Source organism: Enterococcus sp. UD-01 (assembly GCF_044909655.1).
GTDB lineage: Bacteria > Bacillota > Bacilli > Lactobacillales > Enterococcaceae > Enterococcus_L.
Map to the genome: position 1 here is coordinate 51,666 of NZ_JBIYEU010000006.1, position 25,651 is coordinate 77,316.

Below are 25,651 nucleotides of genomic sequence, written 5' to 3' on the forward strand. Positions count from 1 at the left end.
ATGAGCTCCCTCCTTGCTTAATAGCTTTTAATTTTAGCTACGGTTTCTTTGTCTAAACGCTTCACGACTTCCGTGACCAGCTTCACTGTATTCAAGTAATCATCCTCGTGAATAATAGAAGTATGCGAGTGCAGATAACGCACAGGCACAGTGATTGCTAATGAAGGAATACCATCTTTGGCTAAATGCATTCTGCCGGCATCCGTACCGCCGCCTGTAATTACCGTATATTGGAACGGAATATTATTTTCTTCAGCTACTTGTATAACAAAATCACGCAATTTTTTATGCGGAATCATAGAGGCATCAAAAATTAAAATCTGCGGCCCTTTACCTAGCTCAGAATCCGCTTCTTTAGGGGTCATTCCCGGTGTATCCCCTGCCGTGCCGGTGTCTAAGGCAAAGGCAATTTCTGGATCAACCAAATGCGTACTTGTTTGCGCTCCACGCAGACCAACTTCTTCCTGTACATCACTGCCGGCAAATAAAATATTCGGATGTCCCGCTTTGGCTAAATTTTCCAATACTTTTAATGATACAGCCGTACCAATTCGATTATCCCAAGCTTTAGCTAGTAAAAACTTCGTATCATTCATGCGGCGATATTCAATATAAGGTGTAATCATATCTCCCGGCTTAATGCCCCAATCAGCTGCTTCCTGATCGCTGGCAGCACCGATATCAATAAACATCTCTGCTACATCATAGGGCTGCTTTCGGGCTTCCTGCGTCAGTACATGGGGCGGTTTTGAACCAATGACACCATGAATAAGTTTGCCTTGGCTTGTTTTAATTTGAACTTGCTGAGCCAGCATAACTTGTCCCCACCAGCCGCCGAGTGTTTGAAATTTAATAAAGCCCTTTTCAGTGATTTGAGTGACCATAAAGCCCACTTCATCCAAGTGACCGGAGAAAAAGATTTTTGGTCCTTCTTTGTCGCCGACTCGTTTGGCAATAATACTGCCTAAGCCGTCATACATTATTTTGTCTGCAAAAGGCGCGGCATACTTTTTAAAAACATTCCGTACTTCCTCTTCGTTGCCGGGCACGCCTTTGGCATTGGTCAGCTCGATCAACATTTTCTCTTCTTGTTGTTCCAAATTCTGTTGCTCCCTTCAAAATCAATTCTATTTTATTATACCATTCTTAAGAAAATTAAAATAAGAAAATGTATAGTTCGCTTTATTTAAAGATAATAAAAAAAGAAGAACAAAGGGATCGGTTCCCTTCGCTACTCCTTTTTCCATTATTCCATTATTTGTGCTGGATCTTTAGATTGCCAATCTTTTGAATAAAAATCACTATTTAGCTGATACGCAGGCTTTTGGTACTTTCCTTCCAGAAACGGTTGAATCTTTTGGTCGGCAGCCAGCCAGCCACGCCAGCCCAAGTGAATCGTATCGGCCATAAAATAACGGGTATCGCATTCTTTTGAAAAATCAGCGATATTTGTGAAGCCTTGACTTTCCAGTTGATAGCGTACTTTTTTAGCAAAGCCCTGCAGCATCTCTTGTGAAAGTCCTGTAAAGTCCGTCCAACGTTTATTCACTGGCGGAATGATAAACAGAACTTCCGCCTGATCCTGCGCTAGCTGATTTAAAACCAGCTGTAAATCGGAAAATTCCGGAGATGAACGATAGTCCCACTGAACTTGAGAATTTTCCAATTCGTTTATATGATTTTTAACGCGCTTCGTATAAAATTTATTAGCTAGTTCAAAAGGATTATTATTCGTTGCCCTTTCGCCAATTTCTATCGCCAGCTGATCCAGCTTTTGATCATTATAAACAGCCGGCAAACGTTTTACCGCTTTTTTCACCGCTTTTTCTTTGCTGATCATGCCAATTTTACCAAAAAGCTCATCTTCTCTTGAATACATATTCAACATCAAATGAAGATAACCGCGATCAGATGAACTTGGCAACTGGCCCTCTTGAATCCTTTTCAATGCATTTGTTAAGCGTTGATCCTTCTTCACTTTTGAAAAATCCAACAAACGCTGCGCTAAATATTGATCACTGCGCGACACAGTTTCCAGCCTATCAATCCACTGATAAGTTTGCAAATCAGAAAAATACGCATTAAAGTAATCCTCTGTCACACCATTTTTAACAAACCATTGCGGTGAAAGAATAAATACGACTTTTTTCTTAGAAAGATTATCTCCCATTGATTGCATCATCATTGCCTGTGTTAAAGATTGCGTTCCCGGAGCGCCTAATAAAAATGGACGGTAATTCCGGTCATATTTTTCAGCTAAAGCAGATGGATGAAAGGCACTGATTCGACTCAATTCAGAGGAGCCAAAAAATGGTACGTATTTCTTTGATGCCATCGCTTTGTTTTTGATCGCATTGCCACGTAAAACATTACTGGCCATTGAAGTAGATGCATCTTCCAACACTTTTGGACTATCTAAATCAATTTTAAACGGCGCGAAGAAAAACAACACCAGCAATATTACTGAAAATAGGATTGGTCCAAAAATCCCAAACAGTTTTTTCTTCACGCTCATTATTGAAAAGCTTTCACTTGTTCAATAATTTTATTTGGTGTATTCCATAATTCACGATCGAACTCGGAAACGGGGACTTGCGCGCCCAGCTGGCCTTCTAATTCCACTAGTAATTGGACCGTTGCTAATGAATCCATCAGCCCCTCTTCAAATAAATCAATCTCTCTATTTTCCTTTACTTCGTCAGTTCCAGTAATTTCTTCTAAAATAGCTAATACGGTTTCTTCTACATTCATGATTGTTTTCTCCTTTGAACAGATTGAACTGTTATGTTCTATTTAAAAAATAATTGATCTAAAAATCCTGAAAAAATTAGAAAGCTGATACACACGGCATTAAACGTCAAAAAGACGGCAAATGCATGCGTAAATTTGTTGGAAGGTATTTGCGCCTTATGTTTTTTCTTAAATCTAAGCCAAGCATCCGTTAAACAAATCAAGGCCGCATGATACAAGCCATAAACTAAGTAATACCATGTTAGGCCGTGCCAAACACCCATCAATAAAAACAGAGCGAAATAACCTACATTTGAAGCGACAATCCGGCTTTTAAAGACTTTCTTTTTAATCAAGGTAAACATTAAACGCATATACACATAATCTCTAAACCAAAACGAAAGCGTCATATGCCAACGATTCCAGAATTCTTTAATGTTCCAGCTTAAAAATGGTTTATTAAAGTTAACCGGTGTGTCGTAGCCCATCAAATAACTGGTTCCTACAGCAAACAAACTATAGCCGGCAAAATCAAAGAACAGATACATACTGTAAATATACATATAAGCAACCAGTTCCCAGGAAAGACCGCCCGTTTTTAATGCAAACTTTCCGGCAGGCGGCAGCAGCACCTGACCAAAATAATAGCCGATAATGAACTTATACAAAAAGCCCAGAAAGAAATGATGAATTCCTTTTGCCAGCAAATCAATATACTGCTCTGGCGCCGGTGGCTGTTCTAAATCTTTTTCAAAACGACGATAACGGTCAATAGGACCTGATGAAATCGTCGGGAAAAAGAGCAGAAACTGCACATAGCGAAAAATATTATATTCTTTGATTAAACCATCGCGTGTTTCCATAATCATTTGAACAGACTTAAAGGTTAAATAGGAAATGCCCAGAAACCCGAAAAACGAGGAATGTCCGGCAAAAAACGGGGTAACCTTTACTAAAAATAATGGCATAATTGCTAAAAAAACGGAAAGATAAAAGACCCAGCTGGTATTTTGCTTTTGACGATAGTGAAAATAAAGCCAGACCAAAACCGTTTGCCAAATCACATAAACAATCAGCGCTACTCCTTGTTTCCAATCCGCACCACCAAAGCTCATGTAAAGGAAAAAGAGCGTGATTAAAACCTGATACCAGCCCCAGCGCTTCCCTTTCAGCAGTAATGTTGCAATCATTGGCGCCAGCCCGATCAACAGATAAAGAAAATAAATCGGATTCGCATAAGGAATCATATAGGGAAAATTAGTCATGTTGCATTTACCTCATTCATCAAGCCTTTGCGGTCAATTTTACCGTTCGCTGTTAACGGAAGCTGTTCCACATAAATAAATTTCTGCGGGATCATGTAATCCATGACCAGCTGACTTAATTCTTCTTTTATCGCTTTTGTTAATTTGAATTCTTTTTCAAAATCATTTTCAGCGGCCACGACAAAAGCGACCAGCTGCTGCACTTTATGCTGATGATATTTTGGAACCACCGCGGCTTGCTTCACATAGGAAACTTTGGCTAAATGATGATCGATATCCTCCAGCTCAATTCGATAGCCATGCAGTTTAACTTGAAAATCAATACGGCCATCGTAGATTAACAACTCATCATGAAATCTACCAGCATCTCCTGTCCGATAAGCAGGTTCTCCCTGATAGACAAAGAAAGCTTGAGCAGTTTTTTCCGGATTATTTAAATAGCCCTTCGATACACTTGGACCGGCAATCACAATTTCGCCAACTTCGCCTGTGGGTACTTCCCTGTCTTCTGACAGAATATAAACAGTCGTATCTTCTTTCACATAGCCAATAGGCACTCGGCTGTACTGTTTTAAAAGCTCATGAGTAATTTCCACGGCTGAGACAGCCACTGTTGCTTCTGTCGGACCATACGTATTAAAAATACGCGCCTTAGGAAAACGTTCCAATAATTTTGCTGCTGTAGCATGCGGCAGCTCCTCGCCGCAAAATAAAAATGTTTTAAGACTGTGGACATGTTCTCCATCGAAGGTCGGCTCCATTAGACAAATTTCCATAAAGGACGGCGTTGACACCCAAACTTCAATTTCTAAAGAAGGCAATACACAAAATAATTCTTTAAAATTATTGATGACCTCTTTCGTCATTGGGGTTAAAGAGCCACCGGATACTAACGCCGGATACAGATCCATAACAGATAAATCAAAAGAATATGGCGCCTGAGATAAGAAACGCATCCCCTCTGTAATGCCTAAATCACGCAGCTCCCAATTGACAAAGCTCAAAAGATTGTCGTGACTGATCTGAACGCCTTTAGGTATGCCAGTCGTACCCGAAGTGAAAATAATATAATAGGTCTGATCACCTGTGACTGGCTTTAAATCAACTGCTGCTTTGAAAGCTGTAGAGCCGCCTTGAAGCAACGCTTTTATTGAAACAACCTGTGCAGAGCTTTCAATCGCCGGCCAATCCCCGACAGCCAATATTATTTCCGGATCAGCAACCGATAAAATCATTTCAATTCGTTCCTTTGGTGTATGAGCATCTATTGGAATATAAGCATGCCCCGCTTTAGTAGCCCCTAAAAAGCAAGGTAGCATTGCAAATTCCAATTCACCATAAACAACCACCGGGCGTTGCGGCTGACTGTTCTCTTGTAAATAGGCTGCAATCAAATCCGACTCTTTTTTCAGCTGTCCATAGGTTGCGGTCTGTTCCTTTTCAATATAAACGGGACGATCCGGGTCTTGTATGCCCCAACGATCAATTGCTTCTGTAATAGTAAACATCGTCATCAAGATCTTCCTTTCTAAAATTCATTATAAATAAAAGTTCCACCTTCAATATTTTTATAATGATATAAATAAATCAACATTAACAAAACAGCAAAATAAAAAACTGTCTTGCCGATGAATTTGGTCCAATATAAAACATTGGGCTGCTTAAAAAAATCTTTCACTTTTGATTCCTCCCAATTGCTTCTGCACTTTCTCTATATGTCATTGTAATCAAAAAGCAACAAAAAAGATATTTAATTTCCGAACAAAGCCGCTTTTTCTACTAACACTTTTGTCACTTTTTACACAAAACGAAGGTGGAACAAAAATAAGCTTCTTTGATCCACCTTGATTTTTATATAAAATGTCATTTAAATCAATCTAAAGGGTGTTTTTAGCATTCTTAAAAAACATATAACTCTTTTTTTCTTTCCTTTATACTTATATAAATAACAAAATGACTGTACTTGTTATCTTTAAAAAAATTTAATTTTAACGCTGGTCTCGGCCGCGAATAATCCGAGTATAAATCGCTGAAGTTAGAAAATAGTACGCAAGATAAATTAAAATCAGCAGTCCGCAGGATAAATATGCCAGCCAATAGCCGGAACTTGACACAAACTTACTAAAAACATAGATTGCAAAGGTCGCATGCAAAACACCAATGACCATTGGTGGGAAAAAGATAATACTGTTTTGCTGATAAACCAGCCATGTCATTTGCTTTTGAGAAACACCGATTTTTCTTAATAAATCATATTTTGCTTTTTCTTTTTCCGCTTCAGCAAACTGCTGCAGCATCAAAATGCTGCCGGTAATAATCAACGCCAAAATCCCCAAAAACATCGCTACATAGATAAACAAGCCCATTACTCTGCGTTCATACCTCAAATCGGAAAAATGATTTGTATAGTTCAACTGCCAAAATTCTTCTTCATCTGTGCCAATCGTACTAAGGTCTTCTTCTTTCACTTGACTCGCTTTTTTAATATAGCCGCTCACCTGATTATCTATCCACTGGTAACGATAATAAATCGGCGATGTCCAGTTAGGCTTAATCGATTCAGCCAAAAAGTTAGTTAAAGCTTCTTCATCCGAGGTTTGTACGTTAAAGGCCGTTAAATTATACGTAAGCCCAGTATCGATTCGTTGATACAGTGCATCGGAAACCACCAACGTCGGCATCATATACCGCATCAAATCCTGACCTAAATAATCCGGCTTCGTTTCTTTCACAATCAGCTTTTGACCACCTTGCAGATCAAAGACAGAATCATAGCGGACAAAGCCGCTTAAAATATTTTGGAGACTATCTAGAGTAACAGCCTCCTGCTCATGAGTAATCTGAATATCTTTTAAATAAGGATTTATCCGTTGATATTCCCTATAATTGGACAAAGCAATCAGATTAATAGGACTCAAGGAGCTTTCCTTTTGTTCCTGACCAATTTTAAAATGAAACCTGCTACCCGTCAACTTAAATTTCAATGTGACGGATGAATCAATGACGGTATTAGGTTCCGCTTCAATTTTTTTCTTCAGCTTGTTCACAGTGTCCTCGGAAACAATAAAATCGGTGGGCGCAGTAACTTTCACAGAATTCATACCAAGAGTATATAAAGAAGCAGAACCACCAATCATCCCAAGCGCAACGGCAATAAAAATAGTAATTGTAGACAAGGTCCGTCCACTTTTCTTTATATGAAATTTTGTATTCCCTAAAGCCAGCATATGCAAATTACGATAGTAGCTGGAACGATTTTTTTCAATAAGATAGACAATTAAATAAATCGTATATTTAAAAAATAAATAGGTTCCTACCATACATATCAGCATAATCAATAACGGAGCCAGTAATATGCCAGTGAAACTTCCTAGAGCCTTATTCAAAGACACAGCAAACGGCATCACATAATAAGACAAAAGATAGCCGGTTAAAATCAACACAATCCCTAAAACTGCCCAAAAAAAGGATAGCTTTGATAACTTTTTTGATTCAATCATTCGTTCCTCAACATTTTTGGTTAAACTAGTGACACGATAGCGATAAATCGTCCAGGTGCTGCGAAAAGAAACAATTAACAGCATAAAGACAAAGATCAGCGCCGTTTGCATCATGGATGGAAACGAAATGGAAAATAGGCTTTCCACCTTTAAAAACATCGCTTTAGCCAAAATCATCGAAAACAGTTTTGAGAAAATCACCCCAAAGATAATACCAACGACAAGGGAAGCTGCGCCAATAATCAAGGTTTCCATAAAAAACAACAAAGAAATCTGACTTTTCCGCATGCCGAACAAATGGTACAAATCAATCTCCCGTCTTCTTTTCAATAGAAAGAAATGATTCGCCGCAAGCATAAACCCTAACACCATAATAATAAGCAAAATACCGCCGAAATTCATGGCTCCGCTAATATGGATTTCCTGCCCTACGCGCTTTACTAATGCCCGATTGTACGTAATAGCACTGAAACAATAGTAGACGATTACTGCAAATGTCATGCTGACAAAATAGACAAAGTAATTAAGAAATTGTCCTTTGAAATTTTTCCAAGACAAATTAAAAATCATTTGCACGACCACCTCCGCCAATCGTTGCCTGCATATCAATTACGCGATTGAAAAATTCTTTTCTAGAGCCTTGACGCACAACTTCAGAAAAAATCACGCCATCCTTAATAAATAAAATCCGATTACAATAACTAGCGGTATAGGGATCATGCGTAACCATCATAATCGTCGCATCATCTTGAATATTCATATTCGTCATATAATGAAGTAGCTCTGCAGCGGATTTAGAATCCAGCGCGCCTGTCGGTTCATCTGCAAAAATAATTTTAGGCTTAGTAACCAACGCTCGTGCTGCTGCAACTCGCTGCTTTTGGCCAACAGATATCGCATTAGGATAAGCATCTAAGAGCTGCTCGATGCCCAAAATACGTGACACATGAAGTAAACGCGCCTCCATCTCTGCTACAGGCATTCGATCAATAGCCAAAGGCAACAAAATATTGTCCTTCACATTTAACGTATCCATTAAATTAAAATCCTGAAAAATGAAGCCTAAATTTTTCCGGCGAAAATCACTGATCTGATTATCTCTCATCTTTAAAATATCCTGTCCATCAATACGAACAGTTCCTGTTGTCGGTAAAGAAATAGTGGAAATAGTATTCAACAACGTAGATTTTCCTGCTCCACTGGGGCCCATAATCCCTACAAACTCCCCTTGATCGACAGAAAAAGAGAGATTATTCAACACTTGGACTTTATTATTTCTATAACCATAAGACTTGCTTAAGTGATCCACTTCTAAAATTTTTTTCATTGTCTTCTCTCCATCTTATTCATTGCTCTCATTCTACCAAGATTTTTAAAAACTGAACATCGTTTCTTCTTACAATTCGGTAATAATAAAAAAAATTCTTTCACTCTTTTTGTCATTAAATTTTTGTGATGAATTCTACAAAGCTTGTTACGAGTTGCTTTCAATAAATTTTCATTCTCACGAAACACTATATGTAGTTATTAATAAGCTAAAAAAATTAAATTTGACACTACATATAGTTGAAAGATTTCTGGAATTGTTTTATGATAGTGAAGGAAAAAACATATGAGGAGCTGGATAGTATGATGGAAATAAAACAAGCAGGCGTTAAAATGAATTCACAAAATTCAAGCCTGCACACTATGAAAATCGTTAAAAGGGATGGACGCTTAGTTGATTTTGATGACCAGAAAATCTATGACGCCTTGATCAAAGCTGAACAAAAAATTCATGGTTCTTTGGATCCGCTGGCTCACGAACGCATTCAAGAGATTGTCGAAAGAATCGATCAGGAAATTTCCGACCGGTTTACGGAAAATGTTAAAATCTATGAAATTCAAAATATTGTCGAGCATATTTTACTGACGAAAAACGAATATGAACTGGCTGAAGAGTATATTAATTACCGCACACGTCGGGACTTTGAACGCAGCAAAGCAACCGATATTAACTTTACCATCAGTAAGTTAATCAATAAGGATCAAACAGTGGTCAATGAAAATGCCAACAAGGACAGCGATGTTTTCAACACGCAACGTGATTTAACGGCCGGTATCGTTGGTAAATCAATTGGTTTGAAAATGCTACCTCCTCATGTAGCCAACGCGCACCAAAAAGGAGATATTCATTATCATGACCTTGATTATCATCCTTACACGCCAATGACGAACTGCTGTCTGATTGACTTTAAAGGTATGTTAAATAATGGCTTTAAAATCGGTAATGCCGAAGTCGAATCACCAAAATCCATTCAAACAGCAACCGCACAAATTTCGCAAATTATCGCCAATGTTGCATCTAGCCAATATGGCGGCTGTTCTGCTGATCGCGTGGATGAATTACTCGCACCTTTTGCAAAATTGAATTACGACAAGCATTTAATTGATGCCAAGGAATGGATTGAAGACGAAAAGCGTCAAGAAGAATACGCAAAAGCGAAAACACAAAAAGATATTTTCGATGCGATGCAAAGTCTAGAATACGAAATCAATACATTATTCACCTCGAATGGTCAAACACCCTTTACATCACTAGGCTTTGGTTTAGGCTTAAACTGGTTTGAACGCGAAATCCAAAAAGCGATTTTACAAATCAGAATCAACGGTCTTGGTAGCGAAAAAAGAACCGCCATTTTTCCAAAGTTAATTTTCACATTAAAAGACGGTGTCAATTTAAACGCCACCGATCCTAACTATGATGTAAAACAATTAGCTTTAGAATGTGCAACAAAACGCATGTATCCAGATATTTTAAACTACGACAAAATTGTAGAATTAACAGGAAGCTTCAAAGTCCCAATGGGCTGCCGTTCATTTTTACAAGGCTGGAAAGACGAAAATGGCACGGAAGTCAATGTTGGTCGTATGAACTTAGGTGTTGTTACACTAAACCTACCAAGAATCGCAATGGAAGCCCAAGGTGATATTGAAAAATTCTGGTCATTATTAGCGGCTCGTTTGGATATTATGAAAGATGCCTTGGTTTATCGTGTAGAACGCTGTAAAGAAGCTACTCCGGCAAATGCCCCTATTCTTTATATGTACGGCGCTTTCGGCAAACGTTTATCCAGAAAAGAATCTGTAAATGAACTATTCAAAAACAAGCGTGCAACAGTTTCTCTAGGCTATATCGGTTTATATGAAGTTGCTTCTGCCTTTTACGGCGGTGAATGGGAAACAAATCCTGAAGCGAAAGAATTTACTTTGGCTATTTTGAAAGATCTAAAAGCACATGCAGACAAATGGGGCAACGACTATGGCTATCATTTCAGTGTGTACTCAACACCAAGTGAAAGCTTAACAGACCGCTTCTGTCGTTTAGATACGGAAAAATTCGGTATCGTAGAAAATATTACGGATAAAGAATATTACACAAACAGCTTCCACTATGATGTGCGTAAAAATCCAACGCCGTTTGAAAAATTAGATTTTGAAAAAGATTATCCGGCTTATTGTTCCGGTGGCTTTATTCACTATTGTGAATACCCAGTCCTACAACAAAATCCAAAGGCTTTAGAAACTGTTTGGGATTATGCCTATGACAAAGTAGGCTATCTAGGTACAAATACGCCAATCGATCACTGCTACGAATGCGGCTTTGAAGGTGACTTCAATCCGACAGAACGCGGCTTCGAATGCCCACAATGCGGCAATCACGATCCAAAATCATGCGACGTTGTCAAACGCACCTGCGGCTACCTAGGCAACCCCCAAGCAAGACCAATGGTACACGGCCGCCATAAAGAAATCTCTTCGAGAGTAAAACATATGAAATAGAAAGCGGAATGAGCCGTTTAGCCTTGACAGGAAAATAGGAAAAATCGATTGTGGCGCTTTTTACCACAAACCATTTTTATCTTTTTCCCGAAAGGCTGGCTCATGCAGCTGGATTGATAGAAAGCAGAACAGGCTCGTTCAGCTCTTAGGAAATGTTCAACACTTTCTACGAAAGTCTTGTACTGTTCATCATCAGCTCAATTTCTTTCGCTGTGATTCTCAGCAAAATAGGAAATTGAGGATGAGGCGCTCTTCGCCTCGTTCACAATTTATCTTTTTTCCGAAGAGCTAGCCTGTGCAGCTGGATTAGTAAAAAGCGGAATGAGCCGTTTAGCCTTGACAGGAAAATAGGAAAAATCGATTGTGGCGCTTTTTGCCACAAACTATTTTTATCTTTTTCCCGAAAGGCTGGCTCATGTAGCTGGATTAGTAAAAAGCGGAATGAGCCGTTTAGTCTTGAGAAAAAATGTTCAACACTTTCTATGAAAGTCTTGTACTGTTCATCATCAGTTCATTTTTATTCACTGTGATTCTCAGCAAGTCTTGTACTGTTCATCATCAGCTCAATTCTTTCGCTGTGTTTCACAGCAAATGAACTTCTATCGGCGTTGTTTTATTTGAAAGGATGATATTATGAGAAATCCAAAACCAAAAGAATGGTTGGCGGAAGACTTCAGCAAAGATTATATTGCTGATTACAAAGCCTTTAACTTTGTTGACGGTGAAGGAGTCAGAAATAGTCTTTACGTTAGCGGCTGTTTATTTGCCTGCGAAGGCTGTTTTAATCAAGCTGTACAAAATTTTCACTATGGAAAACCATTTACCAAAGAATTGGAAGATAAAATTATTGAAGATCTTTCCCATGATTATGTTCAAGGATTGACACTTTTAGGTGGAGAGCCTTTTTTAAATACACATGTTTGCTTAACCGTCGTTGACCGCGTCCATCAAGAATTCGGTGCTAAAAAAGATATCTGGTCGTGGACTGGTTATACATTTGAAGAATTATTATTGGATTCGCCGGATAAATTGGAATTGTTGAATAAAATCGATATTTTAGTTGATGGCCGATTTGAGCTTTCTAAAAGAAATTTAAATTTGCAGTTTAGAGGTAGCAGCAATCAGCGAATTATTGATGTAAAAAAATCGCTTCAACAAGGCGAAGTGGTCATTTGGGATAAATGCCACGATGCTGAACAATCCTTTGAACAAATAAAAAAATCAGCGTTAATCTAAATAAAAATACACACTAGGCAACTTTGTTCTTTTGTTGTCTGGTGTGCTTTTTTATGAAAATTCTTTATAAAAAGCCAAAACTTTCGCTCGCTGCTGACTATGCTCAACGATCGGCTTTGGATAAGCTAATTGTAACGCTTCCTGCAGTTCCTTCGGTAAAGTACTTGGCTCATGAAGGTATGGCAATGGTACCTGTCGTAACTCTGGAACATACTTTTTAATAAATTCCCCTTTTGGATCAAATCGTTTTCCCTGAAGTGTCGGATTAAAAACTCGAAAATACGGAACTGCATCTGTTCCGGTAGAAGCAGCCCATTGCCAGCCGCCAATGTTACTAGCCGCATCATAATCAATAAGCTGCTTTTGAAAATAAGCTTCCCCTAAGCGCCAATTAATCAGTAAATCTTTTGTTAAAAAGGAGGCCGTAATCATTCTTAAACGATTGTGCATCCAGCCAGTCTGATTCAGCTGACGCATCGCTGCATCTACAATCGGATACCCCGTCCGCCCTTCCTGCCAGCGTTGAAACTGTTCTTGATCATACCGCCAATTTAATTGTTGAAAATTCTCTTTAATTTCCTGCGTTTTTTGCTGAGGGTACTCATTGTAAATCATATTATAAAAATCACGCCAGCACAGTTCTTTAATAAAAGTTTGTTTGCCCTCAGAATCCGGCTGCGCCATTATTGCCTGCCAAACCTGTCGGATAGAAAGCTCTCCAGTCCTTAAAAATTGGGAAAGCTTACTTGTACCATCAACAAAAGGATAATCACGATTTTTTTCATAATCCGCTAAACCTTCTAAAATGAACCGTTCTAGACAAGCGTTTGCCGCCGCTTCACCACAAATATAGGAAAATGGTAGCTGCACTTTGTTCATTATATTTTGAAACGCAGCAGCTCCCTCCATAAAAAGTGGAGCAGACAGCTGCCGAAAGACTCGCTGAATGTCTGCTGTTTGACGATAAGGACGTTTTGAACGCAGCAGCCATTTTTTAAAATAAGGTGTAAAAACATGATAGCTTCCGCCAGTCGGCTTCTCTATTTCTCTTGCGCCATGCAAATGACTATCCTGATAGGCATGAATCTCAATTTGTTGCTCTTCCAAAAAAGTGGCTACAGCTCGATCTCTTTCCAGTCCAAAACCGCGCTCATCTTTGTTAAAATAAAGCGCCTGCCATTCTGGATACGCCGCCTTCAATGCTTTAAAGCTGGCAACCGGTTCTCCATATAAAAAATGAAGTGGAATCTTTCGCGCCTGCGCTCGGTTTCTAAATTCCTGCAGACTTGTAAAAAAGCTATCATGATTAAAGCTATTTGCCAAAAATTGCTCCGGATTTAACTGAAATACACATGCGAGCTGATCATGCGCTGCACTTTGCTCCAGCAACTTATTAAAAGCGGTATTATCCTCAAAACGCAAATCCTTACGAAACCACATTATCTTTAAACTCATCTATTTCCACCTTTCTATCTAGTTGTGCCTTTCTGAGTTTAATAGTAGCACAATGCTTACTTTTCAACGAAAGTTAGGACTGCGTATCTTCTTTGTGCTTCTCCCATAGCGGTAAAACCATATTTTCATAAGACATTGGATCAAGATTCGTCAATGTGATGCCCAACAACCGAATCCCCTGCTCCAACCCCAAAATGTCTTCCCAAATCAAGTTCGCCTGATAATACAGCTCTTCTTTTTTGGAAATGTATTCCGGCAAGGTTTGGCGTTTGGTGATTGTTGTATAATCGGCGTAGCGAACTTTTAAGACCACTGTTTTGCCGTGCTTTTGCACCCGATTAAGGGATGCTTCTACTTTTTCTGCCAACTGACGCAACTGCGCAGTCACTTGTGTTTGCGTTGTTAAAGGCGCAGCGTAGGTATGTTCCTTGCCGACAGACTTTCGATCTCTGGTAACACTGACAGGCGAATCATGAATCCCGCGAACCTTTCGATAAAGGGAATAGCCCATTTTGCCGAAGTGGCGGATTAGCTCCATCTCGTCTTTGTTGTATAGGTCTTCTCCTGTATAAATACCTAAATCATGCATTTTAGGTACAGTCTTTTTACCCACTCCATGAAATTTTTCAATCGGCAGTGCTTTTAGAAAGTCTTCTGCCTCATCCGGCATGACCACTGTCAGCCCTTTAGGCTTTTGAAAATCAGAAGCTAATTTCGCTAAAAACTTATTGTAGCTGACTCCGGCAGAACAGGTTAAATGCAGCTCATTCCAGATATCATATTGAATCAATTTTGCAATCTTAATCGCTGATTTACTGTTAATTTTGTTCACTGTCACATCTAAATAAGCCTCATCGATCGAAACCGGCTCAATAATATCTGTATAACGTTTAAAAATTTCTCTAATTTGCTGCGAAATTTCTGTATATTTTTGATGATTTCCCGGTTTAAAAATAGCCTCCGGACATAATTCAAACGCTTTTTGTGCACTCATTGCCGAATGAATACCGAACTTTCGAGCCTCGTAATTTGCGGTAGTTACTACACCTCTGCCACCGGTATCACTAGGATGCCGAGCAATTACCAGAGGATGACCTACAAGCTCAGGATGATCCCGTTCTTCTACAGAGGCAAAAAAAGCATCCATATCGATATGAATAATCTTACGCGAAATATCCTTTTTTAAGGGAAAGCGCAATTCGCTAATCATAGCATCGTCATCCTCTCTGAAAACACTGCACTTAGTTTTCATTAATAATAAGATAAATCCCTTGCTCACTGTCTCTGCGCAGCTGTTTTATTTTTTCATAAGCTGTCGTGGAAAGCTGTGAGACAGGGACAGCCCCGCTAGCTGTTTTTACTAAAGGATCAACCAAGCGCAGCTTTTTCTTTTGAAAAATATCATAATTATCTTCACTTGAACAATACTGCCAAGTAAAAGCTTGATCCAATTTTGCTAAGAGCTGTCGGATTTCCGGCGAATCAATTTGCTTTAGCTTTGCTAAAAAAGCGGAATCAGTCAATAATAAATCCTCTGAGCCAATTTTTTCAGATTCTAGACCTTGACGAATTGCTTGAGCCAGCCATTCATAGCTATAAATATTACGCGGATCATAAAAAAAATCAATGACAATCTTACGATATTGGTCAATGAACCAATTAGCCCACTCTACAGACTGGAGTAGGATGCGTTGATCGCTAACAAGCAGATTGTCTAAAAACACCTGAATTTCTGACAAAGGCACCGCAAAATAACGTTGAACCTCTCTCAACGTATAATCGATTCGATCACAACACAGTAACGGAGCTTCCTGCTCCAAAAGCGGCCACTGCTCATCATTAAACAGCAACGCTTCAATAGAATAGCCGGCTTGTTCTAAAATAGCCGCAATTTCTGAGTCCTGAATATAATTAGCCTTTATTTGTTCATGATAGTCCTCACGTTCGTTGCTTAAAGCCAAATCGACCACATGAGAAAAAGCTGTATGAGAAATATCATGAAGTAGACCGGCAATTTGTTCTTCCAGTGAACCGCCCAATCTTCTGATTAACAACATAACACCGAGTGAATGCTCATATCTTGTTTCATTCCAAAGTGGATTTACCAAAACAGCGGCTCCTGCCATATGCACCTGCTTTAAACGTTGCACCTCAGTGGAAAGAATCAAGCTCTCCAAAAGCGGCTCTACTGTGAAACGACCATACAGCTCATCATAGATTTCCATCACATTTCTCCTAATTTCCCTCTTCTTCCTCTCTATTATATACGAACATTTGTTCATTTACAACTAATGCTATTTGTGGCCACTTACTTTATTTTATACAAAAAAAAGCAGATGATCCCCCTCTGCTTTTTTTCCTTATTTAGTTATAATTGATTCTTCTTTTTAAAATTGCATAACCAACCAAAAGTAATAAACTGCCTCCGGCAATCAGATACCACTGACGTTCACGGGTATTCGTGCGGGGAAGCTGCGTCTGTTTTTTCATTGTAGGAGATGCTTGTGATGACTCTGTACTAGTTACCGTTGCTTGACTTGAATCGCTTGTCTGCGGTACTTCTTTTGCAGCTGTTTGGCTGGCAGAAGTGCTCGCTGGTGGAATTTCGATACTGCTGTCGCTTGTTCGTAGAGGCTGTTGGTCGATTTTCTCCTTTTCATAGGTGTAGATCACTTGCTGAACTTCTGGTGTAAAAGTCCCTGCTTCGTTTCCTTGAATTGCTTTCACTTTGTAGCCGTTGATTTCTTTAGGCACAATAGTGTAGTTCGTATTTAAAGCACCGGTAAGTTCAGTCGGTTCGGCTAAATTTGCTCCAGCTTCGTCTAAATAAAAGACATGGACGGTACCCGTTGTTGCCGCATCTTTTTTGTAAATATATGTCACTGTTTGTACTGTGTCACTGAGAGTACCCACAGCATTTTGAGGCAGCTGCGTTTCATCTAAAGTATAGCCGTCAAGAGTCAATTTATAAGGTGTTGTATCCGCTGCATAGGAATCCCCGATGTAGCCATTGATTATTTGTGCATCATGAAGCTGATTCCCTTCAGTATCTATATAACGTATAATGACGTTTTCAGCTTGTTCATAAGTTTTTATGTAAACATAAGTCAATGTCACTGATTCAGCAGCTAAATGATTTGCTATTTGGTTATTTAAAAAAAGGATTGTTTCTTCAATAGAAGTTAACCCCACACTTGTCATAAAATCTTGTAAAGAAGTTTCTTGTGTTCTATTACTTGCTTTTATAAACATAGTTGATTTTGAATAATCAACTTCATAGCCTTTAATCACAGCTGGAACCGGCCAATTAAATTTACTTCCCGAATTGATAGAGACATCAGCAGAAGGCAATAATACACGTCCATCCTCAGCAACATAGTGAACACTCCCCGCTACAATCTGTGTAGCAGCAAGCGGTGCCGATACAGAATAATCAGTACCAGCTGTCGTCATTTCTTCAGCAACTACAGGAACCGCAAGAAATGAAGTACTTACTAAAAAAATAAGTGAAGCATTTATTATTCTTCTAAACATAGATTCCCTCCTTTTTATTAGAATTATATCATTATAATATACAAAATAACAATAATTTTTAATATAAATATCTTAACATCCATTAAGCATACTATTTATTAGTTATTTAAATTCATAACAAAACTATAATTTTCCTTATTTTTTATCAATAATATAAAGAAGGTTATTTGTTATATAAAAAAACGCATCTCAAAAATGAGATACGTAAAAAGCTTTCTTTATTCTATGTGGTATTCTCTATAAACCTCCTGCTTTTTCAGCTGGCGTATTTTTGCTACTTCCTTAATCGCCTCTTTAGACGTAAAGCCTGCAGCGATCAGTTCTTCGACATGTTCTTTAGTCGACAGCTTCAGCTCCTGCTGATCCTCAATCAATTCGCCAGTAAATCCAGACACTAGCAGGCAGCATTCTCCTTTTAAGGAATGCTCCTGTAAATATTCCGTTAATTCAGCCAAGGTTCCCCGCAAGTATTCTTCGTGGAGCTTAGTCAATTCACGACAAATCACAGCAGGCCGCTCATCCCCAAAAACCTGTTGAAAATGCTTGACTGTCGCAGCAATTCGATAAGGCGATTCATAAAAAATTTGCGTTGGCAGTGCTGTTTTTAAGGTTTCTAAAACCTCAAGCTGTTCCTTTTTCTTACGCGGCAAAAAGCCATAAAAGGTAAAAGGCTGCGGCAGTAATCCTGACGCAATCAAGGCAGTTATTCCCGCCGTCGGTCCAGGCAAGGCAATAACTTTGATATTTTCTTCAATGCAGGCCACAACCAATTCATGACCAGGATCACTAATGGACGGCATCCCCGCATCGCTGACCTGAGCAATCGTTTCTCCGCTTCGTAAACGCTCAAGCAGCTGCGGAATCCGCTCCTTATAATTATGCTCGTGAAAGCTGATTTGCGGTGTTGTGATTTCAAAATGATTTAACAATTTTTGCGTATTACGGGTATCTTCGCTGGCAATCACGGTTGCTGTTTTTAAAATAGTTAAGCAGCGAATACTCATATCTTCTAGATTCCCAATCGGCGTCGGTACTAGATAAAGATTTCCCGTTTCAGCGGATTCATAGCTTTTTTGTTTAAACATGATAGCTCCTTTACATAATAAAAATAAAAAAACAGCGTGAAACAAAAGTAAAGGTGTTGTTTACTTTTGTCCCACACTTTAAACTTCCTTAAACGAGATGAATCAATGAACAGCGAAAAGACATTCTACCGTTTTTCAAATCGTATAAAAGTCGTATTATTTATTGCGTTCTCCATAAATTACGTCCAGACAAAAAGCACATTCTTCATCATTTTCACGACGGGAACCATATAAAATGTTACATACGTGGAAGCCTTCTTCATATAACTTTTCCAGATTCATCCGTGATTTAGATAGCTCCTGCTTAGCAGGATCATTCGAATCATTGGATAATTTGGTCAGCTCCTGCAGATGTTCCCGCAATCGTTGGTTTTCGATTTCAAGTGTTGTATTTTTTTCGACTAATTCATGCAGCGCTTCTTTAATTTCAGATAATTGGCTCAGCGTTCCCTGTAAATCAGTTTCCAGTGAGCTTAATCCATCGTATAAAGAGCGTTTATCCATTCTGATCACCTTTTTCGGCTTGCGCTTTTTGCGTTGCTTCTTTAATTTCGTCGTAATCATACTCAACCGCTGTTTCACGTCCGAATAAACGAACCTTCACAATCCGGCTTAATAAATTCAGACCGACAACTTTTCCTTTGCCGTCTGGGGTAATCACTTCTTTGCCGTAATCAGGCAATTCTTTTTTGGCTGCTTCATACTCGTCATTTTCGTATTTTAAGCAGCACATTAAACGTCCGCATAATCCGGAAATTTTGACTGGGTTTAAAGATAATCCCTGATCTTTTGCCATCTTAATTGAAACAGGCATAAAATCGCCTAGAAAAGTCGAACAGCATAGCTGTCTGCCACAAGGACCAATTCCGCCTAAAATTTTCGCTTCATCACGTACGCCAATTTGGCGCAATTCGATTCTGGTACGGAAAATCGCAGCCAGATCTTTCACCAATTCACGAAAGTCAATTCGACCATCTGCTGTAAAATAAAAAATCATTTTACTACGATCAAACGTATATTCTACGCGAATTAATTTCATCTCTAGTTCGTGCGCTTGAATTTTTTCTTTTGCCACACTAAGCGCGGCGGCTGCATCGGCTATATTCTTTTGTTCCTTTTCCAAATCGTTTTCTGATGCTTTATTTAAAATGGGTTTTAATTCCTCTGGGAGATCATCTGGATCAACGGATTTCTTTGGTATTGCAACGGTGGCCAGCTGTTTGGACTGCTGGGATTCCACGAGAACTTTATCATTGTAAAAATACTCTGATTTTCCAGGAGCAAAATAATAGATGTGACCTGCTTCACGGAAACGTACTCCTACTACTTCTACCATTTCCATCCTCCTATTTATAGTTTAGGGTGAATCATACGAATCACTAATTGTTCACAAACACTTTGCCAGCTGACGTTGGCTTCCCATTTTTGTCGTGCCTTTAAAATCAGCTCAATTCGTTGCGCCTGCTGTTCCAGCACACGCTTTTGCTGCTGTTTTGCCACACTTTGGGTCAGGCGTTTGCGATAATAAGCGAGCAACAAATCAAAACTCAGCGCTTGCTGTTCTTTTTCTTTGAACACCTTCACTAGTTTTTTTTGAACATAAACAAAAGCCTGTAAGTCATCTTTTGTTAAATAATCAAACCATTGCTGCGTAATTTCCCTAGCTTCATTAAACCATTCATCCTGTGAGATTTCAACTGCTTTGTCAAAACTATTTGTGAGTTCCGCCAAAAGCTCGGCCGTGTTCGAATTAATGCCGTTTTCAGTCAAAGCCCGTACTAGTTTTTCCTTGACAAGCGGCTGAAAGTGCAGAATCTGGCATCTGGATTGGATCGTCGGTAGAATTTTGGCTAATGAGGTGGTTTCAAGGATCGCTAAAATCTTGCCTTCCGGCTCTTCTAAAAATTTCAAGAGACTGTTGGCAGCTCCAATACTCATTTTATCGGCCTGTTCAATTAGAAAAACCTTTTGGGCAGTTTCCACGCCGCTTTTACTGAACTCAGCCTTTAGCGCCCGAATTTGGTCGACTTTAATCGTTTGACCTTCAGGTACTACTCTCAGTACATCCGGATGTTCATTTTCCGCTATCCGCAGGCAATTATTGCATTGATTGCAAGGCTGGTTGTCCGTGACTTGGGTACAAAAAACCCGTTTGGCCATCCATAAGCCGAATTCTTTTTTACCAGTTCCTGTATCGCCTTTAAAAAGATAAGCATGGGCAAGACGACCATGCTCAAAGCTTTTTTGAAGCTGCTGGTAAAGCAGCGGCTGTTGTTCACTTAAGGCTGTCTGTTTCATCTTAATATTGATGGAAGCCTTCGACTGGAAGGACAAAGACAGTCGCTCCGCCAACCTCGACCTCTACAGGATAAGGTACTTGTCCATCCATAGTAATATCAAGTGTAACAGGTGTTGATACATATTGTTTCCGTGATTGACAGGTTTGTTTAATTAATTCCAGTGCTTCTTCCACTCGATCATCATCAATCCCGACAATAAAGGTACTGTTGCCGGCTTTTAAGAAGCCTCCGGTAGATGACAATTTAGTTGCCCGAATATTTGCATCAATAAATTCATTGGCTAAACGGTTGCTGTCTTTATCTTGAACGATCGCTAAAATAATTTTCATACGGATCACCTTCCTAAATTCTAAAGTATGCTGGGTAACGCTCTGTGATTGCTTCAAATGTTGCCTGAACAACATCTTCCAAACTCATTCGGGCATCAATCTTCATGATTCTTTCCGGGTTCTCTTCGACTAGTTTTAGATATTCATGACGAACACGCTGGTGAAACTCCAGACCTTCTGAATCCAGGCGATCAATCTGCTGCTGCCGATTGTTTCTGATTCGGTTTAGCCCAGTGTCTGAATCAACATCCAAATAAATCGTAAAATCAGGAACGGTTCCTTCAATGGCGAACTCATTAATTGAAGCAATCGCTTCAACACCAATACGTCGGCCTGCTCCTTGGTAAGCTAAGGAGCTATCTACAAAACGATCACATAAAACAATTTCGCCGGCTTCTAAAGCAGGTAAAATCTTTTCCATTAAATGCTGTCGTCTAGCTGCTGCATAAAGCAACGCTTCTGTCCGTTCATCCATTTCTAAATTCTTTGGATCTAAAATGATGTGACGAATCTTCTCAGCAATGGGAATACCGCCAGGTTCTCTAGTTTTGATAATACTACGCTTTGCAACCAAATCCAGCTTAGGATACAACTCATGTAATACACTTGTTTTTCCAGCGCCATCTGGTCCTTCAATTGTTATAAAAATCCCTTGCACTCTACTAATCCCCTTACTTACTTTGATTCCTTTTACCTATTATACTGTATCTATCACGATCAGTCTAATTGAATTCCTTCACTCTGACAAGAAATTTAGGCTAATTTTCTTCTGTATTAAAAAATCAGCTATCTCATGAGATAACTGATTTCTTGTTTAAAGCTCACGGCGACCTTCCACTGCTTTGAGTAAGGTCACTTCATCAGCATACTCGATATCGCTGCCCACCGATAATCCATGAGCTAATCTTGTCACCTTAATGCCAGCTGGTTTAATCAAACGAGAAAGATACATCGCAGTGGCTTCTCCTTCTGTGGTAGCATTGGTCGCAATAATAACCTCTTTTACTTCATCATCATGCAAGCGTTGAATCAATGAAGCGATATTAATATCCTCAGGTCCCGTACCTTCCATAGGAGATAAAACACCATGCAGCACATGATAAAGACCATGATATTCACGCATCTTTTCCATCGCCATAACATCTTTAGGCTCTTCTACAACAAGAATAATACTGCGGTCACGAGATTTATCCTGACAAATATCACAAGGATCTTCTTCAGTGATATTGCCGCAAATACTGCAAAAATGCAAATCACGTTTTACACTGATTAACGCTTTAGCAAAAGCATTGACATCCTCTTCCTTCATATCTAATGTATAAAAAGCCAAGCGGACAGCCGTCTTTTGACCAATGCCTGGTAATTTCATATAGCTTTCCACTAATTTTGCAATTGGTTCAGGGTATTGCATAAATGTATATACTTCCTTTCATCGTGTCTCTAGGAATCAACTTTAAATAATTTAGCCCGATTCAGCTTGATTCTTCTTTTTTGACGAATACTGTTAATTGAACGGTATTTCAGTCATGGGTGTAATTTTGTGATCGTTCCTATTTTAACATATTATTACCCGCAAAAACAAAAAAGCATGCCCGCAATTTTAGCGAACAATGCTTTAATGAATGTTTTTTACTTTTTTAGTTTTTTTATTGGTCGTTTCTGCTTGATTTTCTTTTTTTGATTATTATGTTCTTTCTTGTTTCTCACCTCTTTTTGTCGCTTGAAAGCATTTTTTCTTTTGTTATAAATTCTGGTAAGAAGGATTAATAAAAGCATGACTATTGAAGTAATCAGCCCAGCAATCATGACCGCATGATTAGCGGAAGACTGCACAGGTAGATTTTTATTTTTTTGCTTTTCTTTCGGTTTATAAGGGATTCTTGTTCCTCGGACTAACAATCGATGTGAATTTACTCCATAAGGGGTGCAGGTCAATAACGTAACATAATCCTGCTCTTTTACTGCTTGAAGTAGTTCTGTCTGCTCTGGTTTCACCACTTTAATCTGGTCAATTTGATAAGCTAAGGTAGTATCAAGCACATTAATGTAAAATTGATCTCCTTTTTTCAAGTCAACCAGATCTGTGAATAAACGCGCTGAGGTTAAACCAGTATGCCCTGTTAAAACTGCATGGGTGCCAGAACCGCCGATAGGCAGGGCTGAGCCTTCCAAATGACCGATTGAGTCCTTCAGCACCTCATCACTGGTTCCATGTTTCACTGGTAGATTGACGTTGATTTTAGGAATTTCGATGGTTGCCATTACGCCGTCAACATTAAGAACCTTGAAATAATTGTCCGGCATGGCATAGCCGGAGCCACCGATAAAGGGGTCATGGGCAGGTGCACCTGTCATATTTTCATTGTATTCTTTCGCTTTTTTCCATTCTTCCGCTGTTGTTTTTTTATCTGTCTTTGCAATTTTTTCTTTATATTGTTCTGCTATATACGAGCCGTTTTTACTCGCCAAATAGCTGCTAATGCTTGGATATGCAAGTACGCCAATACCTATTAACAATAATGCGATGACTAAAACTATTCGTTTCATAGCATACCTTTCTTTCAAGTTCTATTGATTTCATTAATGCCTGAAGTGGCTTGATGATTGCTTTTCAGTGCATGTAATCCTTATGTAAAAAAGCGGCTGGACAATATGAAACTCCAGCCGCTCAGCAGTTGTTAAGATTCAGTCAACTGACCAAAATCAACAAAGCCTATTTTACAATCGATTAACGAGTTTTCACTTGTTTTTTGCGAGAAACTAAGATAATTCCTGCAAGACCTACCATGATAATACCAGCAACCGTTAATAACACATTGCCAGTGCCACCTGTTTCAGGTAAAACAAATTTACTTGTATTTACTACTGTTTTTTCCGCTGTATAAATATCGGCAGTTACTGAGCCTTTATCCGCAGCTGAGAAGGTTACTTCAAATGCATCTCCAAGTAAGTTGAAGCCGGCTGGAGCTTTTGTTTCCACGATCCAGTATGATTTCCAATCAGCAGGAGCTTCTAAAGTTCCGCCATGTACTTCCAAACCTTTGAAGTGAACATACGCAGGATTACCCGCAGAAGTTTCAACCCAAGCATTTGCTGTGGCATAGTTAGCATCTGTTGGTTTAACAATCAAGCCATTGGCATCTTTTTTCAAGAACTTTCCTGCTTTTGCATCTGCTTCTGATAAAGCGATTTGAAATTGTGCGCCAGCCAAAGCATTTCCTTTGTCATCTTTTTTATCTAAACGAATTTCACCAGTGATTACCTTCACTACATTTGAACCTGGATGTGATTCTACACCGTTTGAGTTAATGTAATCTACATTCGCTTGGTTAGGTACCGTATAATCAGCCTTTTCCAAAATTTTGCTGTTTGCAACAGCTTTAAATTCTACTTCTACTTTTGGATAAGCAGCCAAAGCTGTTCTACCTGCTGCATCAAATTCTACTTGTAAACGATTAGCTGGGCTACTTGGTTCAGTTAATTTGAATCCTGTAGTTAACGCTGTATCACGAGTGCCATCAGCTTTGATTGGGTAAATTTTTACAGAATTCGCTTGATAATTTAACGCTGCATCTAAATCATCATAGATGTTAAATTTACTTGAAGCAGCAATATCACTTGGAATAGAAGCAATGATTGAATACGTCACTTCATCACCTACAGTAACAGAGGGCTTGTTTACTTTCTTCTCTAAGCCGATTGGCTGATTTTTAGGATAAACATGGACATCTGACACCCAGCCATCTTGTGTATCACGATCAACCATTGGTACTGCTACAACAAAAGGATTTACAGAAGTACCAATTTCTACTTCTTTTCCAGTAGCAGGATCAACCGGTGTTGAGTTGGTCAAGTTTTCCACTACAAAATAATAGCCACGATCTAGATCAGTTAATTTTACTTTCCCCGTATTATCCGTGATCCATGATTTACTAGCCGTACTAGAATCTACTTTACTAATCGCGAATGTTTGCGTTTGTGACTTGTTGTTCGCATCTAAATAAGTCACTTTCATTTCTGTATCAGAAACTTTAGTATAAGTAGCACCAGCCCCCATCGGTACTGCTGGTGTATTACCTGTTGTGTCTGCAGCGGTAATACGGAAGACATCAAAAGCAACACCTTGAGCAATTTTAGCGTTTGCAGGTAAATCACCGGAAGCTAATTCTTTCCCATTGTTGTTTAGTTTCCCTGCTTCACTCAAATTATCTAAAAAGTATTTATGAATCGTTAATGAGCCTTTTTCCGGAGCTAAACTGTCTGCAAATGCTGTGACTCCGTTAATAGCTAAGCTAACAAAAGACATTAGCACAAATAATGCAGAAATAGCTTTCTGTACTGTTTTTTTCATTGTTTGTTCTCCTCTATTTGTTTTTTTGACTATTGTGTTTTTTT

At 39.0% G+C, this 25,651-nt stretch carries 23 protein-coding genes; 2 read left to right on the forward strand and 21 right to left on the reverse strand.

Annotation, left to right across the window (positions count from 1 at the left end; genetic code table 11):
* Positions 1 to 17: 17 nt before the first annotated feature.
* From ABH902_RS07115 to ABH902_RS07150, 8 genes are all read right to left on the reverse strand, one after another.
* The gene (locus ABH902_RS07115) at positions 18 to 1,079 is read right to left on the reverse strand and encodes a M42 family metallopeptidase (protein ID WP_404590073.1); all 1,062 of its coding nucleotides are present in this window, start codon (positions 1,077 to 1,079) and stop codon (positions 18 to 20) included.
* Positions 1,080 to 1,246: 167 nt separating this feature from the next.
* Positions 1,247 to 2,515, reverse strand: a complete 1,269-nt coding sequence (gene dltD, locus ABH902_RS07120; RefSeq protein ID WP_404589910.1) for a D-alanyl-lipoteichoic acid biosynthesis protein DltD — start codon at positions 2,513 to 2,515, stop codon at positions 1,247 to 1,249.
* A complete protein-coding gene (dltC, locus tag ABH902_RS07125) occupies positions 2,515 to 2,751 on the reverse strand; it encodes a D-alanine--poly(phosphoribitol) ligase subunit DltC (RefSeq protein WP_404589912.1) in 237 nt (78 codons plus the stop codon). Before dltC ends, dltD begins: the two co-directional genes overlap by 1 nt.
* Before the next feature lie 38 nt (positions 2,752 to 2,789).
* Complete coding sequence (dltB, locus tag ABH902_RS07130; protein ID WP_404589914.1) at positions 2,790 to 3,995, reverse strand: D-alanyl-lipoteichoic acid biosynthesis protein DltB; 1,206 nt, start codon at positions 3,993 to 3,995, stop codon at positions 2,790 to 2,792.
* A complete protein-coding gene (gene dltA / locus ABH902_RS07135; protein ID WP_404589915.1) occupies positions 3,992 to 5,509 on the reverse strand; it encodes a D-alanine--poly(phosphoribitol) ligase subunit DltA in 1,518 nt (505 codons plus the stop codon). The genes dltB and dltA overlap by 4 nt, the downstream gene beginning before the upstream one ends.
* A 14-nt stretch (positions 5,510 to 5,523) precedes the next feature.
* Positions 5,524 to 5,673: a teichoic acid D-Ala incorporation-associated protein DltX gene (locus ABH902_RS07140; RefSeq protein WP_404589917.1), complete on the reverse strand. Its 150-nt coding sequence runs from the start codon at positions 5,671 to 5,673 to the stop codon at positions 5,524 to 5,526.
* A gap of 310 nt (positions 5,674 to 5,983) precedes the next feature.
* Positions 5,984 to 8,065, reverse strand: coding sequence for an FtsX-like permease family protein (locus tag ABH902_RS07145; protein ID WP_404589918.1), 2,082 nt, complete (start codon positions 8,063 to 8,065; stop codon positions 5,984 to 5,986).
* Positions 8,055 to 8,822, reverse strand: coding sequence for an ABC transporter ATP-binding protein (locus ABH902_RS07150; RefSeq protein ID WP_404589919.1), 768 nt, complete (start codon positions 8,820 to 8,822; stop codon positions 8,055 to 8,057). Before ABH902_RS07150 ends, ABH902_RS07145 begins: the two co-directional genes overlap by 11 nt.
* Positions 8,823 to 9,124: 302 nt before the next feature.
* On the opposite strand from ABH902_RS07150, the gene nrdD reads away from it, so the two are divergent.
* Both nrdD and nrdG read left to right on the forward strand, forming a co-directional pair.
* Positions 9,125 to 11,317 carry an anaerobic ribonucleoside-triphosphate reductase gene (gene nrdD, locus ABH902_RS07155; protein WP_404589921.1) on the forward strand — a complete coding sequence of 731 codons (2,193 nt, stop codon included), beginning with the start codon at positions 9,125 to 9,127 and terminating at the stop codon, positions 11,315 to 11,317.
* A 633-nt stretch (positions 11,318 to 11,950) separates the two neighbouring features.
* The gene (gene nrdG, locus ABH902_RS07160; protein WP_404589923.1) at positions 11,951 to 12,553 is read left to right on the forward strand and encodes an anaerobic ribonucleoside-triphosphate reductase activating protein; all 603 of its coding nucleotides are present in this window, start codon (positions 11,951 to 11,953) and stop codon (positions 12,551 to 12,553) included.
* A gap of 51 nt (positions 12,554 to 12,604) precedes the next feature.
* Here the strand turns inward: nrdG and ABH902_RS07165 are convergent, their stop codons facing one another.
* The 13 genes from ABH902_RS07165 to ABH902_RS07225 form a co-directional block, all read right to left on the reverse strand.
* The gene (locus tag ABH902_RS07165) at positions 12,605 to 14,008 is read right to left on the reverse strand and encodes a cryptochrome/photolyase family protein (protein ID WP_404589925.1); all 1,404 of its coding nucleotides are present in this window, start codon (positions 14,006 to 14,008) and stop codon (positions 12,605 to 12,607) included.
* A gap of 73 nt (positions 14,009 to 14,081) precedes the next feature.
* Positions 14,082 to 15,218, reverse strand: a complete 1,137-nt coding sequence (gene dinB, locus ABH902_RS07170; protein ID WP_404589927.1) for a DNA polymerase IV — start codon at positions 15,216 to 15,218, stop codon at positions 14,082 to 14,084.
* Positions 15,219 to 15,249: 31 nt separating this feature from the next.
* The gene (locus tag ABH902_RS07175) at positions 15,250 to 16,233 is read right to left on the reverse strand and encodes an HD domain-containing protein (protein WP_404589928.1); all 984 of its coding nucleotides are present in this window, start codon (positions 16,231 to 16,233) and stop codon (positions 15,250 to 15,252) included.
* 139 nt (positions 16,234 to 16,372) lie between these two features.
* A complete protein-coding gene (locus ABH902_RS07180; protein ID WP_404589930.1) occupies positions 16,373 to 17,542 on the reverse strand; it encodes a MucBP domain-containing protein in 1,170 nt (389 codons plus the stop codon).
* A gap of 218 nt (positions 17,543 to 17,760) precedes the next feature.
* Positions 17,761 to 18,627 carry a 16S rRNA (cytidine(1402)-2'-O)-methyltransferase gene (rsmI, locus tag ABH902_RS07185; protein ID WP_404589932.1) on the reverse strand — a complete coding sequence of 289 codons (867 nt, stop codon included), beginning with the start codon at positions 18,625 to 18,627 and terminating at the stop codon, positions 17,761 to 17,763.
* 156 nt (positions 18,628 to 18,783) lie between these two features.
* Complete coding sequence (locus tag ABH902_RS07190; RefSeq protein WP_404589933.1) at positions 18,784 to 19,131, reverse strand: DNA replication initiation control protein YabA; 348 nt, start codon at positions 19,129 to 19,131, stop codon at positions 18,784 to 18,786.
* Entirely contained in the window at positions 19,124 to 19,963 is an 840-nt protein-coding gene (locus ABH902_RS07195) for a stage 0 sporulation family protein (RefSeq protein WP_404589934.1), read from the reverse strand. Before ABH902_RS07195 ends, ABH902_RS07190 begins: the two co-directional genes overlap by 8 nt.
* A 14-nt stretch (positions 19,964 to 19,977) precedes the next feature.
* Positions 19,978 to 20,925, reverse strand: a complete 948-nt coding sequence (holB, locus tag ABH902_RS07200; protein ID WP_404590075.1) for a DNA polymerase III subunit delta' — start codon at positions 20,923 to 20,925, stop codon at positions 19,978 to 19,980.
* A 1-nt stretch (position 20,926) separates the two neighbouring features.
* Positions 20,927 to 21,256: a cyclic-di-AMP receptor gene (locus ABH902_RS07205; protein WP_086331890.1), complete on the reverse strand. Its 330-nt coding sequence runs from the start codon at positions 21,254 to 21,256 to the stop codon at positions 20,927 to 20,929.
* Positions 21,257 to 21,269: 13 nt separating this feature from the next.
* Positions 21,270 to 21,914, reverse strand: coding sequence for a dTMP kinase (tmk, locus tag ABH902_RS07210; RefSeq protein WP_404589935.1), 645 nt, complete (start codon positions 21,912 to 21,914; stop codon positions 21,270 to 21,272).
* A 156-nt stretch (positions 21,915 to 22,070) separates the two neighbouring features.
* A complete protein-coding gene (recR, locus tag ABH902_RS07215) occupies positions 22,071 to 22,667 on the reverse strand; it encodes a recombination mediator RecR (protein WP_404589937.1) in 597 nt (198 codons plus the stop codon).
* 218 nt (positions 22,668 to 22,885) lie between these two features.
* The gene (locus ABH902_RS07220) at positions 22,886 to 23,803 is read right to left on the reverse strand and encodes a class C sortase (RefSeq protein WP_404589938.1); all 918 of its coding nucleotides are present in this window, start codon (positions 23,801 to 23,803) and stop codon (positions 22,886 to 22,888) included.
* Between the two features lie 181 nt (positions 23,804 to 23,984).
* Positions 23,985 to 25,607 (reverse strand): SpaH/EbpB family LPXTG-anchored major pilin, encoded by a 1,623-nt coding sequence (locus ABH902_RS07225; protein ID WP_404589939.1) that lies wholly within the window; start codon positions 25,605 to 25,607, stop codon positions 23,985 to 23,987.
* Positions 25,608 to 25,651: the final 44 nt, after the last annotated feature.